This is a genomic window from Nitrogeniibacter aestuarii, from assembly GCF_017309585.1.
Classification (GTDB): domain Bacteria; phylum Pseudomonadota; class Gammaproteobacteria; order Burkholderiales; family Rhodocyclaceae; genus Nitrogeniibacter; species Nitrogeniibacter aestuarii.
The window spans coordinates 713870-732500 of record NZ_CP071321.1; the positions used below are offsets into that span (position 1 = coordinate 713870).

18 protein-coding genes and 1 riboswitch are annotated in these 18631 nt (G+C 63.4%); of the genes, 11 read left to right on the forward strand and 7 right to left on the reverse strand.

Going from position 1 to position 18631, the window contains the following annotated elements; genetic code table 11:
- Positions 1-58: 58 nt before the first annotated feature.
- From J0W34_RS03385 to J0W34_RS03410, 6 genes are read left to right on the forward strand one after another with little or no spacing between them, the layout of a single operon-like run.
- Positions 59-1165 (forward strand): glycosyltransferase, encoded by a 1107-nt coding sequence (locus J0W34_RS03385; RefSeq protein ID WP_230970696.1) that lies wholly within the window; start codon positions 59-61, stop codon positions 1163-1165.
- Positions 1158-2336, forward strand: coding sequence for a glycosyltransferase (locus J0W34_RS03390; protein ID WP_230970697.1), 1179 nt, complete (start codon positions 1158-1160; stop codon positions 2334-2336). Before J0W34_RS03385 ends, J0W34_RS03390 begins: the two co-directional genes overlap by 8 nt.
- Positions 2330-3487 carry a glycosyltransferase gene (locus J0W34_RS03395; RefSeq protein WP_230970698.1) on the forward strand — a complete coding sequence of 386 codons (1158 nt, stop codon included), beginning with the start codon at positions 2330-2332 and terminating at the stop codon, positions 3485-3487. The genes J0W34_RS03390 and J0W34_RS03395 overlap by 7 nt, the downstream gene beginning before the upstream one ends.
- On the forward strand, positions 3477-4586 hold the full coding sequence (locus J0W34_RS03400; protein WP_230970699.1) for a glycosyltransferase: 1110 nt from the start codon (positions 3477-3479) through the stop codon (positions 4584-4586). Before J0W34_RS03395 ends, J0W34_RS03400 begins: the two co-directional genes overlap by 11 nt.
- Positions 4583-5710 (forward strand): glycosyltransferase, encoded by a 1128-nt coding sequence (locus J0W34_RS03405; RefSeq protein WP_230970700.1) that lies wholly within the window; start codon positions 4583-4585, stop codon positions 5708-5710. The genes J0W34_RS03400 and J0W34_RS03405 overlap by 4 nt, the downstream gene beginning before the upstream one ends.
- Before the next feature lie 46 nt (positions 5711-5756).
- Positions 5757-6425, forward strand: a complete 669-nt coding sequence (locus J0W34_RS03410; RefSeq protein WP_230970701.1) for a sulfotransferase family 2 domain-containing protein — start codon at positions 5757-5759, stop codon at positions 6423-6425.
- A 4-nt stretch (positions 6426-6429) separates the two neighbouring features.
- On the opposite strand, the gene J0W34_RS03415 is transcribed toward J0W34_RS03410, so the two are convergent.
- The 7 genes from J0W34_RS03415 to cobU form a co-directional block, all read right to left on the reverse strand.
- The gene (locus J0W34_RS03415; protein ID WP_227815626.1) at positions 6430-7527 is read right to left on the reverse strand and encodes a glycosyltransferase family 4 protein; all 1098 of its coding nucleotides are present in this window, start codon (positions 7525-7527) and stop codon (positions 6430-6432) included.
- Between the two features lie 51 nt (positions 7528-7578).
- Positions 7579-9339: a lipid A export permease/ATP-binding protein MsbA gene (msbA, locus tag J0W34_RS03420; RefSeq protein WP_230970702.1), complete on the reverse strand. Its 1761-nt coding sequence runs from the start codon at positions 9337-9339 to the stop codon at positions 7579-7581.
- Between the two features lie 70 nt (positions 9340-9409).
- Positions 9410-10072 carry a tyrosine-protein phosphatase gene (locus J0W34_RS03425; RefSeq protein WP_227815628.1) on the reverse strand — a complete coding sequence of 221 codons (663 nt, stop codon included), beginning with the start codon at positions 10070-10072 and terminating at the stop codon, positions 9410-9412.
- Positions 10073-10126: 54 nt separating this feature from the next.
- Entirely contained in the window at positions 10127-10675 is a 549-nt protein-coding gene (cobC, locus tag J0W34_RS03430) for an alpha-ribazole phosphatase family protein (protein ID WP_230970703.1), read from the reverse strand.
- Positions 10660-11430: an adenosylcobinamide-GDP ribazoletransferase gene (locus J0W34_RS03435; RefSeq protein ID WP_230970704.1), complete on the reverse strand. Its 771-nt coding sequence runs from the start codon at positions 11428-11430 to the stop codon at positions 10660-10662. The genes cobC and J0W34_RS03435 overlap by 16 nt, the downstream gene beginning before the upstream one ends.
- Before the next feature lie 9 nt (positions 11431-11439).
- A complete protein-coding gene (gene cobT / locus J0W34_RS03440; protein WP_230970705.1) occupies positions 11440-12474 on the reverse strand; it encodes a nicotinate-nucleotide--dimethylbenzimidazole phosphoribosyltransferase in 1035 nt (344 codons plus the stop codon).
- 52 nt (positions 12475-12526) lie between these two features.
- Positions 12527-13084: a bifunctional adenosylcobinamide kinase/adenosylcobinamide-phosphate guanylyltransferase gene (gene cobU / locus J0W34_RS03445; RefSeq protein WP_230970706.1), complete on the reverse strand. Its 558-nt coding sequence runs from the start codon at positions 13082-13084 to the stop codon at positions 12527-12529.
- A gap of 59 nt (positions 13085-13143) precedes the next feature.
- Positions 13144-13374: riboswitch (cobalamin riboswitch) on the forward strand.
- Positions 13375-13491: 117 nt separating this feature from the next.
- Between cobU and J0W34_RS03450 the strand changes: the two genes are divergently transcribed.
- From J0W34_RS03450 to cobO, 5 genes are all read left to right on the forward strand, one after another.
- Positions 13492-15438 carry a TonB-dependent receptor gene (locus J0W34_RS03450; RefSeq protein ID WP_230970707.1) on the forward strand — a complete coding sequence of 649 codons (1947 nt, stop codon included), beginning with the start codon at positions 13492-13494 and terminating at the stop codon, positions 15436-15438.
- A 62-nt stretch (positions 15439-15500) separates the two neighbouring features.
- The gene (locus tag J0W34_RS03455; protein ID WP_331001530.1) at positions 15501-16445 is read left to right on the forward strand and encodes a FecCD family ABC transporter permease; all 945 of its coding nucleotides are present in this window, start codon (positions 15501-15503) and stop codon (positions 16443-16445) included.
- On the forward strand, positions 16442-17218 hold the full coding sequence (locus J0W34_RS03460) for an ABC transporter ATP-binding protein (protein WP_227815635.1): 777 nt from the start codon (positions 16442-16444) through the stop codon (positions 17216-17218). The genes J0W34_RS03455 and J0W34_RS03460 overlap by 4 nt, the downstream gene beginning before the upstream one ends.
- Positions 17219-17227: 9 nt before the next feature.
- Positions 17228-18025 (forward strand): ABC transporter substrate-binding protein, encoded by a 798-nt coding sequence (locus J0W34_RS03465; RefSeq protein ID WP_230970709.1) that lies wholly within the window; start codon positions 17228-17230, stop codon positions 18023-18025.
- A complete protein-coding gene (cobO, locus tag J0W34_RS03470) occupies positions 18022-18630 on the forward strand; it encodes a cob(I)yrinic acid a,c-diamide adenosyltransferase (RefSeq protein WP_230970710.1) in 609 nt (202 codons plus the stop codon). Before J0W34_RS03465 ends, cobO begins: the two co-directional genes overlap by 4 nt.
- Position 18631: the final 1 nt, after the last annotated feature.

Below are 18631 nucleotides of genomic sequence, written 5' to 3' on the forward strand. Positions count from 1 at the left end.
ATGAGGCGCTGGACGATGAGTCGCCCTTTCTCACTATCAAACATGTCGGGGTGCCGAGGTGACTGAAAGAATCGCCATCTACACCCCCGATCTTTCCACGGGTGGCGTCGGGAAGATGCGCACGCACCTGATGTGGGAAATGGTACGTCGTGGTTACGAGGTGGATCTGCTGGTCGCCAGGACGGACAGCCCGCTGTTCGGCCGCATTCCCGATGCGGTGCACGTCGAACAGATCGGGACGACGCATCCCTTTTACAGTCTCTTTCCGCTTGTCCGCTATTTCAGGCGCCGTAAACCGACGGTGTTGCTGACGGATCGACTGCGCCTGAGCAAGGCCTGTCAGCGCGCTGTGAGTTGGTCGCGGGTGCCGACCCGCTTGTACCTCAGCATGCACAATCCGCTGTCGGTCAAGCTGGACGCCTTGTCTGAGCCCAAGCGCAAACGCCTGCATGGGGAGTTCATGCAATGGGCCCTGAAAAATGACAGATTGATCGCGGTGTCTGACGGCGTCGCGGCCGACCTGGTTGAGCATGTCGGCGTCCCCGCCGAATTCATCAGCACGGTCACCAATCCGGTGATTACGCCGGAGATCTTGCAGTTGGCGGCACAGCCGCTCGATCATCCCTTTTTCGGATCCCATCATGATCCGGTTGTGCTCGCCGCCGGTCGCATGACCGAGCAGAAGGATTTTCCGACGCTGCTTCGCGCATTCGAACGGGTCCGCCGTGAGCGACGCGTCAAAATGGTCTTGCTTGGCGATCAGGCCGGACACTTCGCCGAACTGGAGGCCATGGTGCGGACCCTGGGCATCGAGGATGATGTGAGCTTCCCCGGATTCGAACCCAACCCCTATCGATACATGGCCCGTGCCGACGTTTTCGCACTCTCTTCGCGCTGGGAGGGCTTCGGCAACGTCATGGTCGAAGCGCTGGCGACCGGCCTGCCGGTCGTGGCAACCGACTGTCCGGTCGGGCCCAGGGAAATACTCCAGGACGGCGCGCTGGGGCCGCTCGTTCCGATGGGTGACAGCCAGGCGCTGGCAAACGGCATCATGCAGATGCTCGACGAACGCCCTGCGGCCGAGCGCCTTCAGGCGGGCGTGGCGAAATACACGGTCGAACATAGTGTGGATGGCTATCTCAAGGCGTTTGGACTTGATGGCTGACACGTCCAAAAACGTTCACGACACCGGACCGGTCGGGCCCCGGGTGGCCTTTGTCATGGCTGAACTGGGCTCGGGCGGCATCGGCCGGATCACCGTGCTGCTGACCCGCGAGCTGGTCTCGCGCGGCTTCCGGGTGGATCTGGTGCTGGGGCGCGTCGCGGGGCCGTTTGTCGAACAGCTCGACCCGAGGGTGCGCGTGGTCTCGATCAAAACCACGCATTCGCTGGGTTCGATCATTCTACTGGCGCTTTACGTGCGCCGCGCCCGGCCAGCCGTCATCGTGTGCGAGAAGTTGCGGGTCAACCTGGCCGTTCATCGTGCCTGTGCGCTGGTGCGCCGCACGATACCGGTGTTCGCCAGTATTCACGGTGTCCTTCAGCACAAGCTCGAAGGTGAAAACCTGCCGGACCACAAGAAGCGGCGAAAGTATCGTGACATCGCCAAGGCCTATCCACGAAACGCCGGGTTCCTGCCGGTGTCGAGCGGTATCGGGCGCGATTTGATCGAACACTTTGGCGTACCGGCCGAGCGCGTCCACGTGGTGCTGAACCCGGTGGTCACCGAAGCGATGCTGAGCTCGGCCCGCGAGGCGGTTGATCATCCCTGGTTTGCCGAGGGTGAGTCCGTTCCGGTCATTGTCGGGGTCGGGCGGCTGGAGCCGCAAAAGGACTTCGCCACACTGATCCGGGCCTTCGCGCTCTTGCGAAAACGGTTGCCGATCCGATTGCTGATCCTGGGGGAGGGGAGTGAGCGCGCGCCACTGGCGTCCCTGGTCACCGAGCTGGGGCTCGACGACGACGTATCCATGCCCGGGTTCGTGGCCAATCCGTACGCTTTCGTTTCAAGATCGGCGGTGTTCGTGCTCTCATCGCGCTGGGAGGGGTTCGGCAACGTCATCGTCGAAGCCATGGCGCTGGGAACGCCGGTGGTGTCCACGGACTGTCCGGCCGGGCCGCGTGAAATCCTCGACGACGGCCGTTTCGGCCGGCTTGTGCCGATCGCGGACAGCCAGGCCATGGCGGATGCGATCGAAGCAACGCTTGCCCATCCGGTGCCGCGTGAGCTCCTGGTCGCCGAGGGCGCAAAATACACGCCCGCGGCTGCCGTGGATGCGTATCTGCGCGCGATGCAACTCGATCAGCCTCGGGGTGATGGACCGAAACCATGTTGAGCACGACCGTCTCCGATTCGCCGGCCATGCGTGTGGCCATCTTCATCCCATCGTATGGGGATGGGGGGGTCGAGCGCATGCTGGTCAATCTGGCGGGGGGCCTGGCTCGTCGTGGGGTGCATGTGGATTTCCTGACGCGCTCGGCTCAGGCGCCCTATCTGGACAGGCTGTCGAAAGAGGTCCGGCTGATCGAAACAGGCAAGACAGGCTTGTGGTCGCTTCAGCCCTTCCTGCGGCAGTATTTGAGCGAGGCCAGACCCGATTTCGTGCTTTGCGGCAAGGATCGCGCAGGGCGAACAGCACTGCTGGCCAAACGGTTGTGGAAAGCCGATTTCGCGTTGATTATGCGCCCCGGTTCAACTGTCTCCGAGCGCTTGGCCAAGCGCAACTGGTTCAAGCGCTGGCGAGCCTACCGCCTGATCCGGAAAACCTATCAACCGGCGGCTGCCGTCGTCGGCAATTCGGAAGGTGTGGTTCGGGACGTGGCCATGATCAGTGGCGTACCGGATGCGCGCATGCACCTGATCCGGAATCCCGTCATCACGCCCGATCTGTTCGAACGCGCCGCGCAGGCACCGCGGCCGGACTGTTTTGGCGATTCGGCACCGCCGGTGATCCTCGGTGTCGGCGGCCTGCGGCGGCAGAAGGGGTTCGACACCCTTGTCAGGGCTTTTGCCCGTGTTCGTGCTGCGCGCCCCTGCCGCTTGCTGATTCTCGGCGAAGGTCACCTGCGCGCGAGCCTCACCAGCCTGGCGGAGGAACTTGGCGTGGTCGGCGATGTGCTGATGCCGGGCTTCGATCCTGATCCGTATCCCAGTGTCAGCAGGGCCAGTGTCTTTGTGTTGTCATCGCGCTGGGAGGGGTCGCCCAATGCCCTGACCGAGGCCTTGGCGCTTGGCACGCCGGTGGTGTCGACCGACTGCCCTTCAGGCCCGAGGGAAGTGCTTCGCGGTGGTGAGGTCGCCCCGTTGGTGCCGGTCGATGACGTGACGGCCATGGCCGATGCCATCGACCGGGTACTGGATACACCGGGCGACCGGGCGATGCGCCAGGCGGCGGTGAATGAATATACGGTCGAGACCTGCGCGGCGCGTTACCACGCGCTGTTTCAATCCCTGCTCGACGCCAGAGGCCGTGGCCATGGGCACTGATCTGGTCATCTTCGCGGCCACATCGGGCCACAGCGGCGTCGATCGCGTGCTGCGCAATCTGGTGCCGGCCATTGCCCGACTGGGGGTTCGCATCGATGTGCTCGGCATCGAAGGGCATGGCCCCGCGTTTACGGAGCTGCCCGATGGCGTGCGGCACCTGCCGCTCGGGGCGTCCCATGTGAATACGGCCATTCCCGCCCTGATTCGCTACCTGAAGGCGGAACGTCCCGCTGCCATGATGTCCGACAAGGACCGGGTCAATCGTGCCGCCCTGTTTGCCCGCTGGATGGCACGGGTGCCGACCCGGGTCGGAGTGCGTCAGGGCACGACGGTTTCGATCAATCTTGCGAGCCGGCGCACCAGCGACCGGTTGGTTCAGACGGCCTCCATGCGTTGGCTCTATCCGCATGCCGACGCGGTGCTCGTGCCCTCGAAGGGGGCCGCGGATGACATCGCTGCCTTTGCGCGTCTGCCGGCGAGCAAGATCCATGTCGTGCCCAGTCCGATTGTGACGCCCACCTTGAAACTGCGTGCCCGCGAGGGCGTCGAGCATCCCTGGTTCGCATCGGAGGCGCCTCCGGTGATTCTCGGGGTGGGCGAACTGTCGGAACGCAAGGACTTTGCCACCCTGTTGCGCGCGTTCGCCCGGGTGCGTCAGACGCGCGAATGCCGCCTGATGATTCTGGGCGAAGGGCGGCGCCGAACGGAGCTCGAAGCCCTGGCCGCCGAACTGGGCGTCAGTGATGATGTCGCCTTGCCCGGATTCGTGGTCAATCCCTATCCCTACATGGCGGCGGCGTCGGTCTTTGCGCTGGCGTCGCGCTGGGAGGGCATGCCGGTCGTCCTCATCGAGGCGCTCGGTCTTGGCCGGCCCTGTGTGGCCTGTGATTGCCCCAGTGGACCGGACGAGGTGCTTGACGGTGGCCGGGTCGGGCCGTTGGTGCCGGTTCAGGACGACGCAGCCTTTGCCGCCGGCCTGGTGCAGCAACTGGACGCGCCGACGCCTCCTGAGCAGTCGATGTCGGCGGTCGCTGCCTACACCGACGAAGCGAGTGCTCGCGCCTATCTGAGCGCGCTCGGATTCACGGAATTTTCATGACAAAGAATGACGGCGCGTCGCGCATTGCGGTGTTGATTTCCTTTTCGGGCGAGGGCGGTGTCGAGCGCATGGTGCTCAACCTGGTCGAAGGTTTCGCTGCGCGGGGTCACCGGGTCGATCTGCTTGCCATTCGTGCCGACAGCGCCCATCTGGGCGACTTGCCCGAGGGGGTCACACTCATCGATCTGGGCGTCCGTCATAGCGGGTTGTCCATATTTCCGCTGGTGCGCTATCTGCGTCGTGTGCGACCGGTTGCATTGCTGGCGGCCAAGGACCGGGCCATTCGTGCCGCGGTGATCGCGCGGCGTCTGGCCGGGACGGACACGCGCATCGTCGGGCGCCTGGGCACGAATCTGTCGGCAGCGCTCGAAGGGCGTGCCGGCGTCTCGCGCTGGTTGCGTGTGGCGCCGATGCGCTGGATCTATCCGGCCGTCGACAAAGTGGTGTGTGTCTCCGAGGGTGTGCTTGAAGACACCGCGCGTCTGGCCGGACTGACGCCGGGGCAGTTGTGCGTGATCCGCAATCCGGTGGTCACGCCGCGCCTTGCCGCTCTGGCGGCTGAAGCCGTTGATCATCCTTGGGCGCATGATGGATCGGTGCCGCTGATCCTCGCGGCGGGCAGGCTCACCGAGCAGAAGGATTTCGACACGCTGGTGCGCGCCTTTTCGCAACTCAGGACCCGCATCCAGGCGCGTCTCGTCATTCTCGGTGACGGGCGTCTGAGAGCGAAGCTGCGCGATCGCATCGAGGCTCTGGGGCTGGTGGACGCGGTGGCCATGCCCGGTTTCACGCCCAACCCCTACGCGTGGATGGCACGGGCCGATCTGTTCGTTCTCAGCTCCGCCTGGGAAGGGTCGCCCAATGTGCTGACCGAAGCGCTCGCCCTGGGCGTCCCCAGCGTGTCGACAGACTGTCCAAGCGGCCCGCGCGAGGTGCTGGCCGGCGGGCGATTCGGGCGCCTGGTTCCCGTGGGGGATGCCGAGGCCATGGCCAATGCCATGGCGGCGACCCTGGCGTCGCCACTGCCCGAAGATCTTCTCAAAGGCGCGGTTTCCGCCTATCACCGCGACGCGTCGGCCTCGGCCTATCTGGTGGCCTTGGGGGTCGAGCGCGCCACGGAGTAAACTCTCGGCCAGCTCGGCACACGCTGCCCACTCACGGATTCAACCCATGCTGTTGTCACTGAAATACAACTTTCTGTTCGTGCATATCGCCAAGACGGGCGGCACCTCGGTGCGCGATTCGCTGCGTCCCCTGCGGCTGCGTGATCCGTGGTTCCCGGTGCAGTTCCTGTGTTCGCGCCTGTCGTCGCTCTCGGGCCACCGCCTGGGCATCAAGTTTCCCCGGCATTCCAAGATCATCGCGGCCAGGGAAATGCTGCCCGAGGAGACTTTCGACGGGCTCTTCAAGTTCGTGTTCGTGCGCAACCCCTGGGATCTTCAGGTCAGTTCGTTTCACCACATCCGGCGCGAGCGGCCGCACCTGATGAGCCACATCGAATCCTTCGACGACTTCATTCGCTGGAAGCTCGACCCCGAGCGCCCCTATCAGTTTCATGTGGATACCAGCATCGAGTTGCAAAGCGACTATGTGGTCGATCTGCACGGCAAGGTGCTGGTGGATTTCATCGGGCGGTATGAGAGCCTGCCGGAAGACTTCGACGAAGCCTGCCGGCTCATCGGCGTGAAGGCGCCGACGCTACTGCACAAGCGCCGGGCCAAGGATCGCGAGAAGGATTACCGCAGCTATTACAGCGACGAGCTTGCCGAGAGGGTGGGCGCGCACTTCGCCCGCGATATCGAGATCTTCGGCTACAGCTTCGATCCGGCCGGGCGATGAACGCCTAGAAGCCGGCTTTGGCCAGAATCTTGGCGTATCGCGCGCGCATCGTGTGCTCGGCCTCCAGGTGGGCGGCGGCGGCTTTGCCCAAGTGATCGATTTTCTCGGCGGTCAATGACTCGATGGCCGCCACCCAGGCGGCGGGGTCGTCGTGGGGCAGCAGCATGGCGGCCGCGCCATTGCCGACGATTTCCCGGATTTCGATCATGTCCGAGGCCAGGATGGCTTTGCCGTGGGCCATGTAGTCGAGCGCCTTCATGGGGCTGGAGTAGAGCACGCCGTCGGGGTTTTCATGATGAGGCGTGTTGGGCAGCAGGCACACATCGATTGCGGCCAGATAGCGGCCCACGTCGCTTTGCGGCACATAGCCATGGAAGTGCACATGGGCCCCCGGCATTTTCGCCTTCCACTCGGCGATCTGCTTGGGGTCGCCCCCCAGGATGTGGAAGTCGTGGTTGGGCATCCGGTTCGCCAGCTCGGCGACGAGCGCCATCCCCTTTTGTACTTGAAGCTTGCCGACGAAACCGATGTTCAGTCCCTGGGTGTGCTTGGCAAGGTGTCTGGGTGACGGTGCTGATCGCAGGCCGTTGCGACCGGTCGGGACGGGAAACACGATGTCCGGGTCCAGGCCGGGGAGCTTGTGACCGATGATGTTCTGGCGCATGAGCTCGGTATTGGTCACCATCAGTCGCAGCCGGCCGGTTCTGGCAAGCGCCGACAAGTTGGCGCCCTTGCTCTTGACCGGGGAATGCATGTCGTAGATCACGTCGTAGCCGAGGCGGGCGCAGAGCATTGCGCTACGCAGATAGCGGGTGAAGATGAGTTCGATGCGATGTTTGCGGGCAAACCAGACGACCAGCCAGCTGAACAGCGTGCGGCCCCCGCGGAACGGCGGGCTGCTCAGGTACTGGATGCGGAAATTCTGAGGCACGTCGTAGAAGGCGAAGACATCCGGGGCTTCGATGCGCTCGGGATGGCTCTTCGGGACCAGCAGAACCACCTCATGGCCCAGCTCGGCCATGGCGCTGCAGCCGCGCATGACATTGATGCTTTGAGCCGAATTCGACGGGATACCGGAGAAGGCGACGAAGGCGATTCGCATGTCGTGTTGATGTCCTGTTGGCAGTGCCCTGGCGCTTGAAGAGGGCGGCTCTTATCCGCGCGGGGCGGTGGATTCGTCGTCCAGAACGCCCTCGCCACTGGCAAGCAGGGCGGCATAGGCGCCGCCGGCACTGGCGAGCGACTCGTGAGAGCCCTGTTCGACGATACGCCCGTGGGCCATGACCACAATGTGATCGGCATCGCGAATGGTGGTCAGGCGGTGGGCGACGACCAATACGGTGCGATTCTGGCGCAATTCGACCAGTGCGTCCTTGATCGCGCGTTCCGAGGTGTTGTCGAGGGCCGATGTGGCTTCATCGAGCAGCAGGATCGGAGCGTCCTTGAGAAAGGCCCGGGCAATGGCAATGCGCTGGCGCTGCCCGCCGGAGAGCTGGTTCCCGTTGGCGCCGACCGGGCTGTCGAGCCCTTTCGGCAACTGCCCGATGAATTCCATGGCGTGGGCGTGCCGGGCGGCGGCCTCGATGGCCTCGCGCGGGGTGTCCTGTCGCCCGTAGGCAATGTTGGCGGCCACGGTGTCGTCGAACAGCACCACTTGCTGACCCACCCAGCCGATCTGGGAGCGTACCCAGCCCAGCGGCAATGCCGAGATCGGCTCACCATCGAGCAGGATTCGTCCGCTGTCCGGCGAGAAAAAGCGTGCGATCAATTGGATGACGGTCGTCTTGCCGCTGCCTGAGGCACCCACCAGGGCGATGGTCTTGCCCGCCGGAATATCCAGCGTGATGCCGGCCAGTGCGGGTTCGTCCTGACCCGGGTAGGCAAAGCGCACGTCTTCGAAGCGAAGGGCGCCGCGGGCGCGCGGGCGGTCGCATGTTTCGGTATCCGGCTCGGCCGGGGTATCCAGCAGTTCAAAGATGCTCTGCGCGCCGGCGAGCCCCTTCTGAATGGTGTTGTTCACGCTCGTGAGCCGGCGGATCGGCTCGAACAGCATCGCCATGGCAGCCACATAGGCCACGAAGGCGCCTGGTGTCAGGCGGTCTTCGGCCGACAGTGCCGAGGCAAACCAGATCACCAGTGCCACCGCCGTGGCCGCCACCATCTGCACGATGGGCACGTTGGCCGAGGCGATGCGGACGTTGCGCATCGACTCCTTCCGGAGGCGTTCGGCAATGCTGGCGAAACGCCGGTCTTCGTGCGCATGGGTGCCAAAGAGCTTGATCTCGCGCACGCCGGCAATGGTTTCACTCACCGCGCCGGTCATCACCCCGGTCGTGGCCTGCACCTTGCGGTTGCCTCCGCGCAGCTTGGTGCTTGCCTTGCGGATGATGAAGGCCATGGGCGGGGCCACCACGAGCAGCAGCAAGGTGAGCTCCCATGCTGTCCACACGAGGTAGCCGGTCAGGCCGATCACCACCATGGTGTCGCGAATGATCACGATCCAGGCGTTGGAGAGCGCCGCGCCCACCTGCGGAATATCGTGCAGGATGCGCGAGAGCATGCGCCCTTGCGAGGTGGATTGGTGGGCGGACAGGGGCAAGTGCAACTGGTGCTGAAAGACCTGCTGGCGCAGGTCGGTGATGGCCCGCAGGGCGATCCACTGGCTGGAGACGCTGGCTGCGTAGTCCGCGATGCCCTTGGCGATGAAGGCCACCATGATGAGCAGCGGCACTTGCCATTGGGCGGTCTGGTTCTTCTGAATCAGGCTCTCGTCCACCAGCGGTTTGAGCAATGCCGGGAGGACGGGTTCGAGCGATGCCGTGACGACCATCGCGAGAATCGACAGGCCAACCACCTTTCGATACGGCAGGATGCTGGCCAGCAGGCGCTTGTAGAGTGCGAGCCCTTCTTTCATGGGGTGAGGTCCGCGATGTGAGCGTGGCAGGTGCGTGCCGACGACACGCGTGCGTTTCTGTGCGGGATCTTCATTCGCGATGGAGCACTTTATCGACAATCAGGCTGGACCAGCCGTCGGCGCGGAACTGTTTCTTCAGCGCTTTTTCGTCATACACGGTGTCCACCCAGGTCATGAAATCGATGGGCGTGCGCGCATTGAACGCCACGTAGCTGGCCAGGAAAAAGTCGAGCACGCCCGTTTTCGCGGTGCGCGAGTGACCGTACTTCCAGTGAAGCTCACGCGTTGCCTCGGCCACCGGGTGGCCCAGATGCAGAATGCGATAGAGCGCCGCAGCGATGCCGGCCCGGTCTGCGCCCGATTTGCAGTGCATGAGGGCGGGATACTCGATGGTCTCGAAGAACTGCTTGAGCATATGGATGCGTTCGCGGCTGGGGGCGCCGCGCGAGAACAGCTTGGCATCGTGGAAGGCGATACCCAGCTCGCGGCATGTAGCCTTTTCGAGCGCGTAAGACCCGAACTCGCTCTCGCCACGCAGATTGAGAATCGTGCGAATGCCCAGCTTGCGGTGGTAGCGGCGAATCTGGGCCGGACTGGGCTGGCTGCTGCGGTACATGCCGCCACCGAGGTCGTACAGGTTGTTGTAGACCGTGCGGATGGCGCCGTGGTCCACCACGTGCATGTTCAGCCAGGCCAGGAAGCGGCCCGAGGGTTTGTTCAGGTCAAAGGACACGGGGCGCTCGCCGCCAGTAAGACAATCGCGGAAGTATACCGGAGTGTCGCGTGCTTACCGGTTGAACCATTTGAGCATCACGCCCCAGCCGTGCACGTCCAGACGCGTGACATGGCCGCAGGCGAAATCGAGGGCCAGCCAGCGGTCAGGAGGCAAGCCGAGCAGCTGGCCGGCGATCACCCGCAGCGGCCCGCCGTGGCCGACGATCACGTGGGCGTCGGCCTCCGGGTCGAGCTGTTGCTCCATCCATTGGCGCACCCGTTGCGCCATCTCCAGCGGGGTTTCGCCATTGGGGGGGCGGAAGTTCATCGGGTCTTTGGACCAATCGTCGATGGCGCTGCCGATGGACTCGAAACTCTGGCCTTCCCAGTCGCCGAAGTCCACTTCCATCAGCCGATCGTCCAGGATGGCGCTGCCCAGCTCATCCGCCAGCAGGCGCGCGCGTTGCAGCGGGCTGGCGTGCAGGTGGAAGGCGACGGGCAGGTGCGGCTTCAGCCGCGCCGCGACATCACGGGCGGATTCGGTGATGCCGACATCAGAGCGGCCGTAGCAGATGCCCGGCGCCACATCCGGGCGCGGGTGGCGGATCAGATAGAGTTCCATGCGATGAGAATTCCGAGGTAAGTGGCTAGTTCGGTGCCTTGCTGTGCCGCGCCCAGGCAGTCGCCCGTATAGCCGCCGAGGCGACGCGCGAACATGCGTGCCGCCCACCAGGTCACGATCAGTACCGCGACGGCAACACCCAGCGCCTCGACCCAGCCGAGCAGCAGCATGGGGGCCAGGCCACCGAGCGCGGCGATCGCCAGCTCCATGCTCGAAAGCTGACGGGCCAGGGGCTTGGACTTGCTGGTGGCGTCTTCACGCACATAGGGCAGGGTGTGGATCAGGCTGGTGGAGGCGAAGCGCGACAGCGCATGGGCCGCGATCATGGCCACGATGGCCTCTTGCGCACCGTGCGCGGCGATCTCCACCAGCGCCGCGGCCTTGGCGAGCAGCATGAGCACGATGCCCACCGTGCCGTAGCTGCCGATGCGCGAGTCTTTCATGATCTCGAGGACCTGCGTCTTTTCCCAGCCGCCGCCCAGACCGTCGCAGGTGTCGGCGAAGCCGTCTTCGTGAAAGGCGCCGGTCAAGCGTACGGTGGCCGCCATGGAGAGGATGACGGACAGGCTGGACGGCAACCACTGGCGTGCGAACCAGAACACGGCGGCGGCCACCAGGCCGACGATGATGCCGACCAGTGGGAAATAGCGCGCTGAATGGTTCAGGCGCTCGCTGGAAAACGGCACCCAGCCAGGCACGGGAATGCGTGTGAAGAAACCCAGGGCCGTGAAGAAGAGTTCCAGCTGGTAGCGCACCTGGCGGGCTCAGCCTTTGTCGCTGACGCCAGCGGAATCGAAGCTCGCCATGTCGGCCAGAAAGCCGACGGCGGCCTGCAGCAGCGGGAAGGCCAGTGCGGCGCCGGTGCCTTCCCCCAGGCGCAGCCCCAGATCGAGCAGGGGCACCGCGTTGAGGTGCATGAGCTGGAATTCATGGCCGGGCTCGCCCGAGCGATGGGCAAAGACGCAATAGTCGGTGATGTGCGGAATCAGCGCATGGGCCACCAGCAGCGCGGCCGTGACGATAAAGCCGTCGATGAGAATCACCATGCGCTTTTCGGCCGCGCCCATGATGGCACCGGTCATCATCGCGATTTCGAAGCCACCGTACTCGGCGAGTGCGTCGAGCGGATTTGACGGGCGTCCGCCACGGCGGACCGCCTGAGCGAGCAGCGCGTTCTTGAGGTCCAGCCCGGCGTCGTCCAGACCCGTGCCACGGCCGATGACCAGCGGCAGTTCGATATCGACGATGCAGTGGGTGATCAGCGAGGCCGAAGCGGTGTTGCCGATGCCCATTTCCCCGAAGCCGATCGCGTTGCAGCCGGCCTTGGCCAGGGTGTGTGCCAGCTGTCGGCCGTAGGCCATGGCCTTGTCGCGATCGGTGCCGCTCATGGCCGGCGCCTCGAGGTAATTGGCCGTGCCTGCCCCGATCTTGGCGTTGATCAGCCCCTCGCGCTTGCCGAACTCGTGCGCCACACCCGCATCGACCACCCGCAGTGCCACGCCGGCCTGTCGCGCGAAGACGTTGATGGCGGCGCCACCTGCGAGAAAGTTTTCGACCATCTGCCAGGTGACATCCTGAGGATAGGCCGAGATGCCCGCTTTGGCGGCACCGTGATCACCCGCGAACACCACCACGTGAGGGCGCGAGAGGCTGGGCGAATCGGTCTGCTGAATGCGCCCCAGCTGAGCGGCCAGGGTTTCGATCCGGCCCAGTGAGCCCAGCGGCTTGGTCTTGGTGTCGATCTTGTGCTGGAGACTGGCAACCTGAGTGTCGTCCAGCGGGGTGATGGCGATGTTCATCACGGAGTATCCGGGGCGCGTGAATGGCGCCGATGGTAGCACGCCAGCGGGGTCAGGCCGCGCTGCCCTTGAGGGTGAGTGGCAGGCCTGCGGCGACGAAGGTGACGCGATCGCAAGCCGCGGCCACCGTCTGGTTGAGCCGGCCGGCCTCGTCGCGGAACAGGCGGCCGAGTGCGCTCTCGGGTACCAGGCCGAGACCCACCTCGTTGGCCACGAGAATGATGTCACCGGGCAGTGCGGGCAGTGTGTCGATGAGTGCATCCAGTTCGCGCTGCCAGCCGGGTTCATGGTCGGCCGGATGGGGTGCCGAGAGTGACACCGGGTCCCGGGTGAGCAGGTTGGACAGCCAGAGCGTCAGGCAGTCGACGATGACGCAGCCGTCCGGCTTTGCGGCCTCGATCAGTGCGCCGGCGAGGTCGATGGGGGCTTCGATGACGTGCCAGTGCACCGGGCGATCGGCCCGGTGGCGCGCAATGCGTGCCGCCATTTCGTCGTCGCCGGCCTCGGCGGTGGCAATGACCGTGACGCAACCACCGTGGGCAATGGCTCGCTGTTCGGCCAGGCGGCTCTTGCCCGAGCGGGCGCCGCCCAGAATCAGTTCGGTTGTCATGGATCCTGCAGTGCAAAAAGAAGAAAAACTCATGTATTATCGCGGACTTGCCCGGAATTCGGGCAATTGTTGTTTCAGGTGCCTGTCGGGTGATCCACACCCAAGGGATAATCGGGAAACAGGTGAGCGCCGCCCTTATGTGGCACGCAATGCCTGTGCTGCCCCCGCAACGGTAAGTGGCATCAAGGTGCATCCCACCGCCACTGGGTCCAAGGACCCGGGAAGGCGATGCACTGAGCGACCAGTTCGCAGCCACGAGCCCGGATACCGGCCTGGAGCCTCATGACGGAAGTGCCGCGGGGTGCGGCTGAAGCATGTCCATTTCCTTGACATGAATCGCTCCCCTCGCGCTTTCACCACTGCGACGCATGTCCGGCGGGGACGCCGTGCATGTCAGGGAGAGTCTCTTGAATATCCGTTTTGTTGTGGCCGCAGTCGCGGCTGTTCCCATTGTGCTACCGGCTTCTGTTTTCGCTGACTCTAGCGGAAAGCCAATGGTGATTACCGCCTCTCGGATTGCCACCGAGGATGCCGATGCCACTTTCGCGACCGAGGTTCACTCGCGAGAGGATATTGAGCGCTCTGGCGCGTCGAGTCTGTTTGATTATCTGGCACGCAACACCTCAGTCCAGGTTCGGCCGAGATACGGGAATTCCATGGCGCCTGCTATCGACGTGCGAGGGTACGGGCTCGGGGACGGCTATCAGAATGTCGTCATCTCGATTGACGGTCGGCGCATGAACAATATCGACATGACCCCTCAGCTGGTGGGTAGCATTCCGCTCTCCGATATTGAGCGAATTGAGATTACGAAGGGTTCCGGCTCTGTGATTTATGGCGACGGAGCGATGGCGGGGTCGATTCAGATCATCACCAAACCCCGAAGCGGGGCGAGTGTGTCGGGGTATTTGGGTAGTGATGATTCCCGCGGTGCATCTGTCTCAGTGGGGGCAGTTCACAAGCGATTGAGTGTTTCTGCCGCGCTCGACCACGCCACAACAGATGGCGCGAAGGATCCCGATTCTTCTGGGCATACAAACGAATCCGAAAGCAATACTTGGCGTGCGGCGTTATCTGGCAAACCTCTTGACGGACTCGAACTGGAGGCCAAGGCATCTCACACGTATTTTGATACGCGCTACGTGGGCAAACTGACGAATGCGGAGTTTCGTCGCGATCCGGCTCAGGACACCGGAAGCGATTACACTTGGCAGCAGGTGAGTGAAGATGTTTGGGGGCTGGGCGCTGAATTCGAGCTAGCAGACGGGGTAAAGCTGCGATATAGCCATAGCGAGTTGGAACGTGATTCCGTGTTCGTCAATTCGGGCTACGCCACCCAAGTCGATTCAACGTACGACGAAATTAGTGCGCACGGTGCATTTGGTCCGCTGGAACTTGTTGTGGGCTGGCAGTCGAATGACTCAGAGCGTATGACTTTAAGCAACCGCGCGCGAACGGCAAAGAAAAACGATGCGGCGTATATCCAGGCAAATGCAACCCTTGGAGCTCTGACGCTGTCGGCAGGTGGGCGTCGGGAAGTCGTCTCTTATTCGCACAAACCGCTCGGCGCAGTGGGAATTTCAGATGACCACAAACTGTACGCTTGGGATATCGGCGCCAACGTCGGCATCACGGACGCGTGGACCGTATTTGCCAACTACAACAGTGCGTATCAGGCGCCGGACGTGGACCGATTCTTCAGAACGAACTTTTCGACGGGAGTCGCCAATTTCAACGGGTTCATCGAGCCGGCTGAAGTCAAGACGTTTAACCTTGGAACGCATTGGACTGGAGCAGGACACCGTATCAAGGCTAATGTATTTCACGCACGCTTAAAAAACGAGATCTACTACGATCAAGGTAATTTCACAAATACCAATCTTGATCGGTCGCATAAGTATGGATTTGAGTTTCAGGACCATTGGCAACTGACCCAGACTGTCGCAGGTGTACTGAATTACACGTGGGTGCGCGCCAAGATCGACAGAGAAGATGGTGGTAATGGCGCCTACGACGGCAAAGATCTCCCCGGCGTTCCAACTCATGGTCTGCTGATTGGCGGAGATTGGCAGTTTTCTGAGCGTTCCAACATCCGGCTTACGCATACTTGGCGTAGCCAGACATGGGCCATTGGTGACTTCGAAAACAACAATAATCAGAAGCAAGGTGCCTACAATTCAACGGATGTTCTTTACCGATACGAAGTCAAGGCGCTAGGTGCAAAACGTTTGATGGCTACGTTGGGTGTGAACAATCTTTTCGAGGCCCGCAACGGCATCTGGACTCGCGATGATTCCATTTACCCGACGGACTTCAAGCGCACGTGGCGCATTGGTGTCCAGGCAGATTTCTGAGACGTGGCAGCCTGATCGGGGAAGAAGTGGTGTTCAGAAAGTCGATCCCTCGGTTGATGCTGATGATGGTGTTCGTCAGTGCGGCCGCCTTGGTGGCGGCTCTCATGGCTGGATCGGTCGATATTTCGTTTAAAAGTGTTGTTGCATTTGTTGCTGGAAAGGCATCGGGTCTGGATGCAGCGGTGCTGGGCGAGCTTCGCCTGCCCCGGGCGCTTGCGGCCTTTGCCAGCGGCGGCCTCCTGGCGCTCGCGGGTGCCCTCATGCAGCTGCTTCTGCGCAATCCACTCGCGGACCCCTACGTTCTCGGTGTTTCCGGCGGTGCCGCTGTGGGGGCATTGAGTGCCATCTTCCTGGGCTGGGCGAGCTGGATCGTCGATACGGCCGCCTTTGCGGGGGCTCTCTCGGCCATGCTGCTGGTTTTCGGTCTGGCGCGCGGTGACGGTTCCTGGACCCAGAGCCGTTTGCTGCTCACCGGCGTCATCGTGGCAGCCGGTTGCGGCGCGGTGGTGGTGTTCATGCTGGTCATGACCACCGACACCCGCGTGCAGTCCATGCTGTTCTGGCTCACCGGGGACGTCTCCGGCGCAAGCCGGCCCTGGCCGGCCCTGGTGATTCTCGCTGCGGGTTTGCTGGTGGTATTGCCGTTTGCGCGCGACCTGAACGTGCTGGCCCGGGGCGAACTGAGTGCCCGCGCGCTGGGAGTGAGCACGCGGGGATTGCGCGCCGGCATCTATGTGCTCGCCTCGTTGCTGACCGCAGTAGCGGTCACACTGGTGGGGCTGGTGGGCTTTGTCGGGCTCATCGTGCCGCACCTGGTGCGCCTGGCCATCGGCAACGATCAGCGCATGCTCTTGCCGGTGGCGGTGTTTGCGGGCGGCACGCTCATGACCCTGGCCGACACCGCCGCGCGCACGATGGTGGCGCCCACCCAGTTGCCGGTGGGGGTGCTGACCGCGATGATCGGGGTGCCGGTCTTTCTCTTCCTGTTGATTCGCCATCCCCGATGACCGGGTCGCCGATCCTTCTCGAGGCGGATGGCCTGGCCGTGCAGATTGCCGACCGGTGGATCTGTTGCGACCTCTCCATGCAAATGCGGGCGGGCGAACGGTTGGTGTTGTTGGGCCCCAATGGCGCGGGCAAGACCACCTTGCTGCACACCCTGGCCGGCTTGCGTGCGGCACAACAAGGCAGCGTGCGGCTCATGGGCGAGTGCCTGGGTGACTGGAAGCCGCGCGCCCTGGCCCGTGCGCGTGGTGTGTTACCGCAACGACAGCCGGACTGGTTTTCGGCGTCGGTCCTCGAGACGGCGCTGGTGGGCCGCCATCCGCACCTCGGTCGCTGGGCCTGGGAAGGCCCCGAAGATGTGCGAATCGCGACCGCGGCGCTCAAGCAGATGGGCCTGTCGCACATGCATGAGCGCAGCACGCTCAACCTTTCCGGCGGCGAGCGACAACGTCTCGCCATCGCCAGTCTGCTGGCCCAGGCGCCGGCACTGTATCTGCTCGATGAGCCACTTTCGCATCTCGATCTTCACTATCAGATGCGTGTGCTCGAACACTTCAGCGAACTGGCCCGCGAAGGGGCTGGCGTCGTGGCCGTGCTGCACGACCTGAACCTTGCCGCGCGCTTTGCCGACCATGTGGTGCTGCTCGATGGCGCCGGGCGCATGGTGGCCGGCACGGCGGATGAGGTGCTCCAGCCGCACGTCCTGAGCACTGCTTTCCGTCATCCCATCCATCGTCATGTCATCGACGGTCGGGTGACTTTCATCCTTGAGTGATCCAGAACCATGTCATTCCTGATTCGAGTGTTCTTGCTGGGGCTTCTCGGTATGGGCGTGGCCAGTGCCGCGTCGTGCCCGCGCATCGTGAGCCAGTCGCCCTACATCACCATGGCGCTCCAGTGGCTTGATCGCGCCTCATGCATCGTGGGCGTGTCACGCTACGACCGCCAGCTAACCGAGTTGCCGCGCACCGGCGGCATTCAGGACCCGGACGTCGATGTGCTTGCTGACCTTGCGCCGGACCTGATCATCACATCGATGAGCAGCGATGCCGATCTGATCGCGCTGTCCGTGCCCACAGGTACGCATGTCGCGAAGGTAGGTGGCTTCGAGTCCATGGATGCCGTGGACGCGATGATGCGCGACCTTGCCCGGCTCAGTGCTTCGCCCGATGGTGAGCAGGCGCAGGAGTTTGCCCGCGGCTGGCGCGCGCTGGCCGGTCAAAGCGGCGCACACGGCGAGCGGGTGTTGCTGCTCACCGCATGCACCGGCACGCCGTATTCGTATGGCCGGGAACACATGCTGGGTGACCTGTTCGTCCATGCCGGGTTTGATGTGCTGGATCAGGGACGGGTGCAGGCGCTCAGGCCCGGCAGTGCCTTTGAGGGTATCGAGGCGCTGGTCGCGCACCACAAGCCCGAGATCATCTTTACCTTCAATCGATCCACCGATGACCAGTGCCGCGTCATCCTCGGAGAGCGAGAGCAACGTATCATTCACCTGAACGGAGATGACTTCCTCAACCCGGGTCCGAGACAACTCGCAGGTCTTGAGGCACTGGCCAAAGAGATGAGAAAACAATGACGGAATCAGCAGAGAAAGATGCGCGCCACAACGAGCGCATGGCCCGCAAGAAAGCGGTCGTAGACGAGAAGATTGCCCAGGCCACGCGCCAGCAAGGGGTGTTTCTGGTCAATACCGGCAACGGCAAGGGCAAGTCGAGCGCTGGCTTCGGCCTCATCGCCCGTGCCATCGGCCATGGGCAGACAGTGGGTGTGGTGCAGTTCATCAAAGGGCGCTCCGACACAGGTGAAGAGGCCTTCTGGCGCAAGCAGCACGAGGTGCAATGGCATGTGATGGGCGAAGGTTTCACCTGGGAGACCCAGGACCGTCAGCGGGACATCGAAAAGGCACAGGCAGCCTGGGAGGTCGCGCGACAGATGCTCAAGGATGAATCCCTGGGCCTGCTGGTCTTCGACGAGCTGAATATCGCGCTCAAGTATGGCTACCTGGATGCCCGGACGGTGGTGGATGACATCAAGGCCCGGCCGCGGATGCAGCATGTGGTGGTGACCGGCCGTGGCGCCCCTGAACTGCTGCTGGAGGCTGCCGATACAGTCACCGAGATGCGCCTTGAAAAACACGCGTTCAAGGCGGGCATACAGGCCATGCCCGGCATGGAGTTCTGAC

What these genes read in the sequence shown, in the direction of transcription:
- J0W34_RS03455 (WP_331001530.1), top strand. Translation starts at nt 15,501, where the DNA reads ATGATGGTGTTCGTCAGTGCGGCCGCCTTGGTGGCGGCTCTCATGGCT.
- J0W34_RS03395 (WP_230970698.1), top strand. Translation starts at nt 2,330, where the DNA reads ATGTTGAGCACGACCGTCTCCGATTCGCCGGCCATGCGTGTGGCCATC.
- cobT (WP_230970705.1), bottom strand. Translation starts at nt 12,474, where the DNA reads ATGAACATCGCCATCACCCCGCTGGACGACACTCAGGTTGCCAGTCTC.
- cobU (WP_230970706.1), bottom strand. Translation starts at nt 13,084, where the DNA reads ATGACAACCGAACTGATTCTGGGCGGCGCCCGCTCGGGCAAGAGCCGC.
- J0W34_RS03405 (WP_230970700.1), top strand. Translation starts at nt 4,583, where the DNA reads ATGACAAAGAATGACGGCGCGTCGCGCATTGCGGTGTTGATTTCCTTT.
- J0W34_RS03410 (WP_230970701.1), top strand. Translation starts at nt 5,757, where the DNA reads ATGCTGTTGTCACTGAAATACAACTTTCTGTTCGTGCATATCGCCAAG.
- J0W34_RS03460 (WP_227815635.1), top strand. Translation starts at nt 16,442, where the DNA reads ATGACCGGGTCGCCGATCCTTCTCGAGGCGGATGGCCTGGCCGTGCAG.
- J0W34_RS03465 (WP_230970709.1), top strand. Translation starts at nt 17,228, where the DNA reads ATGTCATTCCTGATTCGAGTGTTCTTGCTGGGGCTTCTCGGTATGGGC.
- cobO (WP_230970710.1), top strand. Translation starts at nt 18,022, where the DNA reads ATGACGGAATCAGCAGAGAAAGATGCGCGCCACAACGAGCGCATGGCC.
- J0W34_RS03390 (WP_230970697.1), top strand. Translation starts at nt 1,158, where the DNA reads ATGGCTGACACGTCCAAAAACGTTCACGACACCGGACCGGTCGGGCCC.
- cobC (WP_230970703.1), bottom strand. Translation starts at nt 10,675, where the DNA reads ATGGAACTCTATCTGATCCGCCACCCGCGCCCGGATGTGGCGCCGGGC.
- J0W34_RS03400 (WP_230970699.1), top strand. Translation starts at nt 3,477, where the DNA reads ATGGGCACTGATCTGGTCATCTTCGCGGCCACATCGGGCCACAGCGGC.
- msbA (WP_230970702.1), bottom strand. Translation starts at nt 9,339, where the DNA reads ATGAAAGAAGGGCTCGCACTCTACAAGCGCCTGCTGGCCAGCATCCTG.
- J0W34_RS03415 (WP_227815626.1), bottom strand. Translation starts at nt 7,527, where the DNA reads ATGCGAATCGCCTTCGTCGCCTTCTCCGGTATCCCGTCGAATTCGGCT.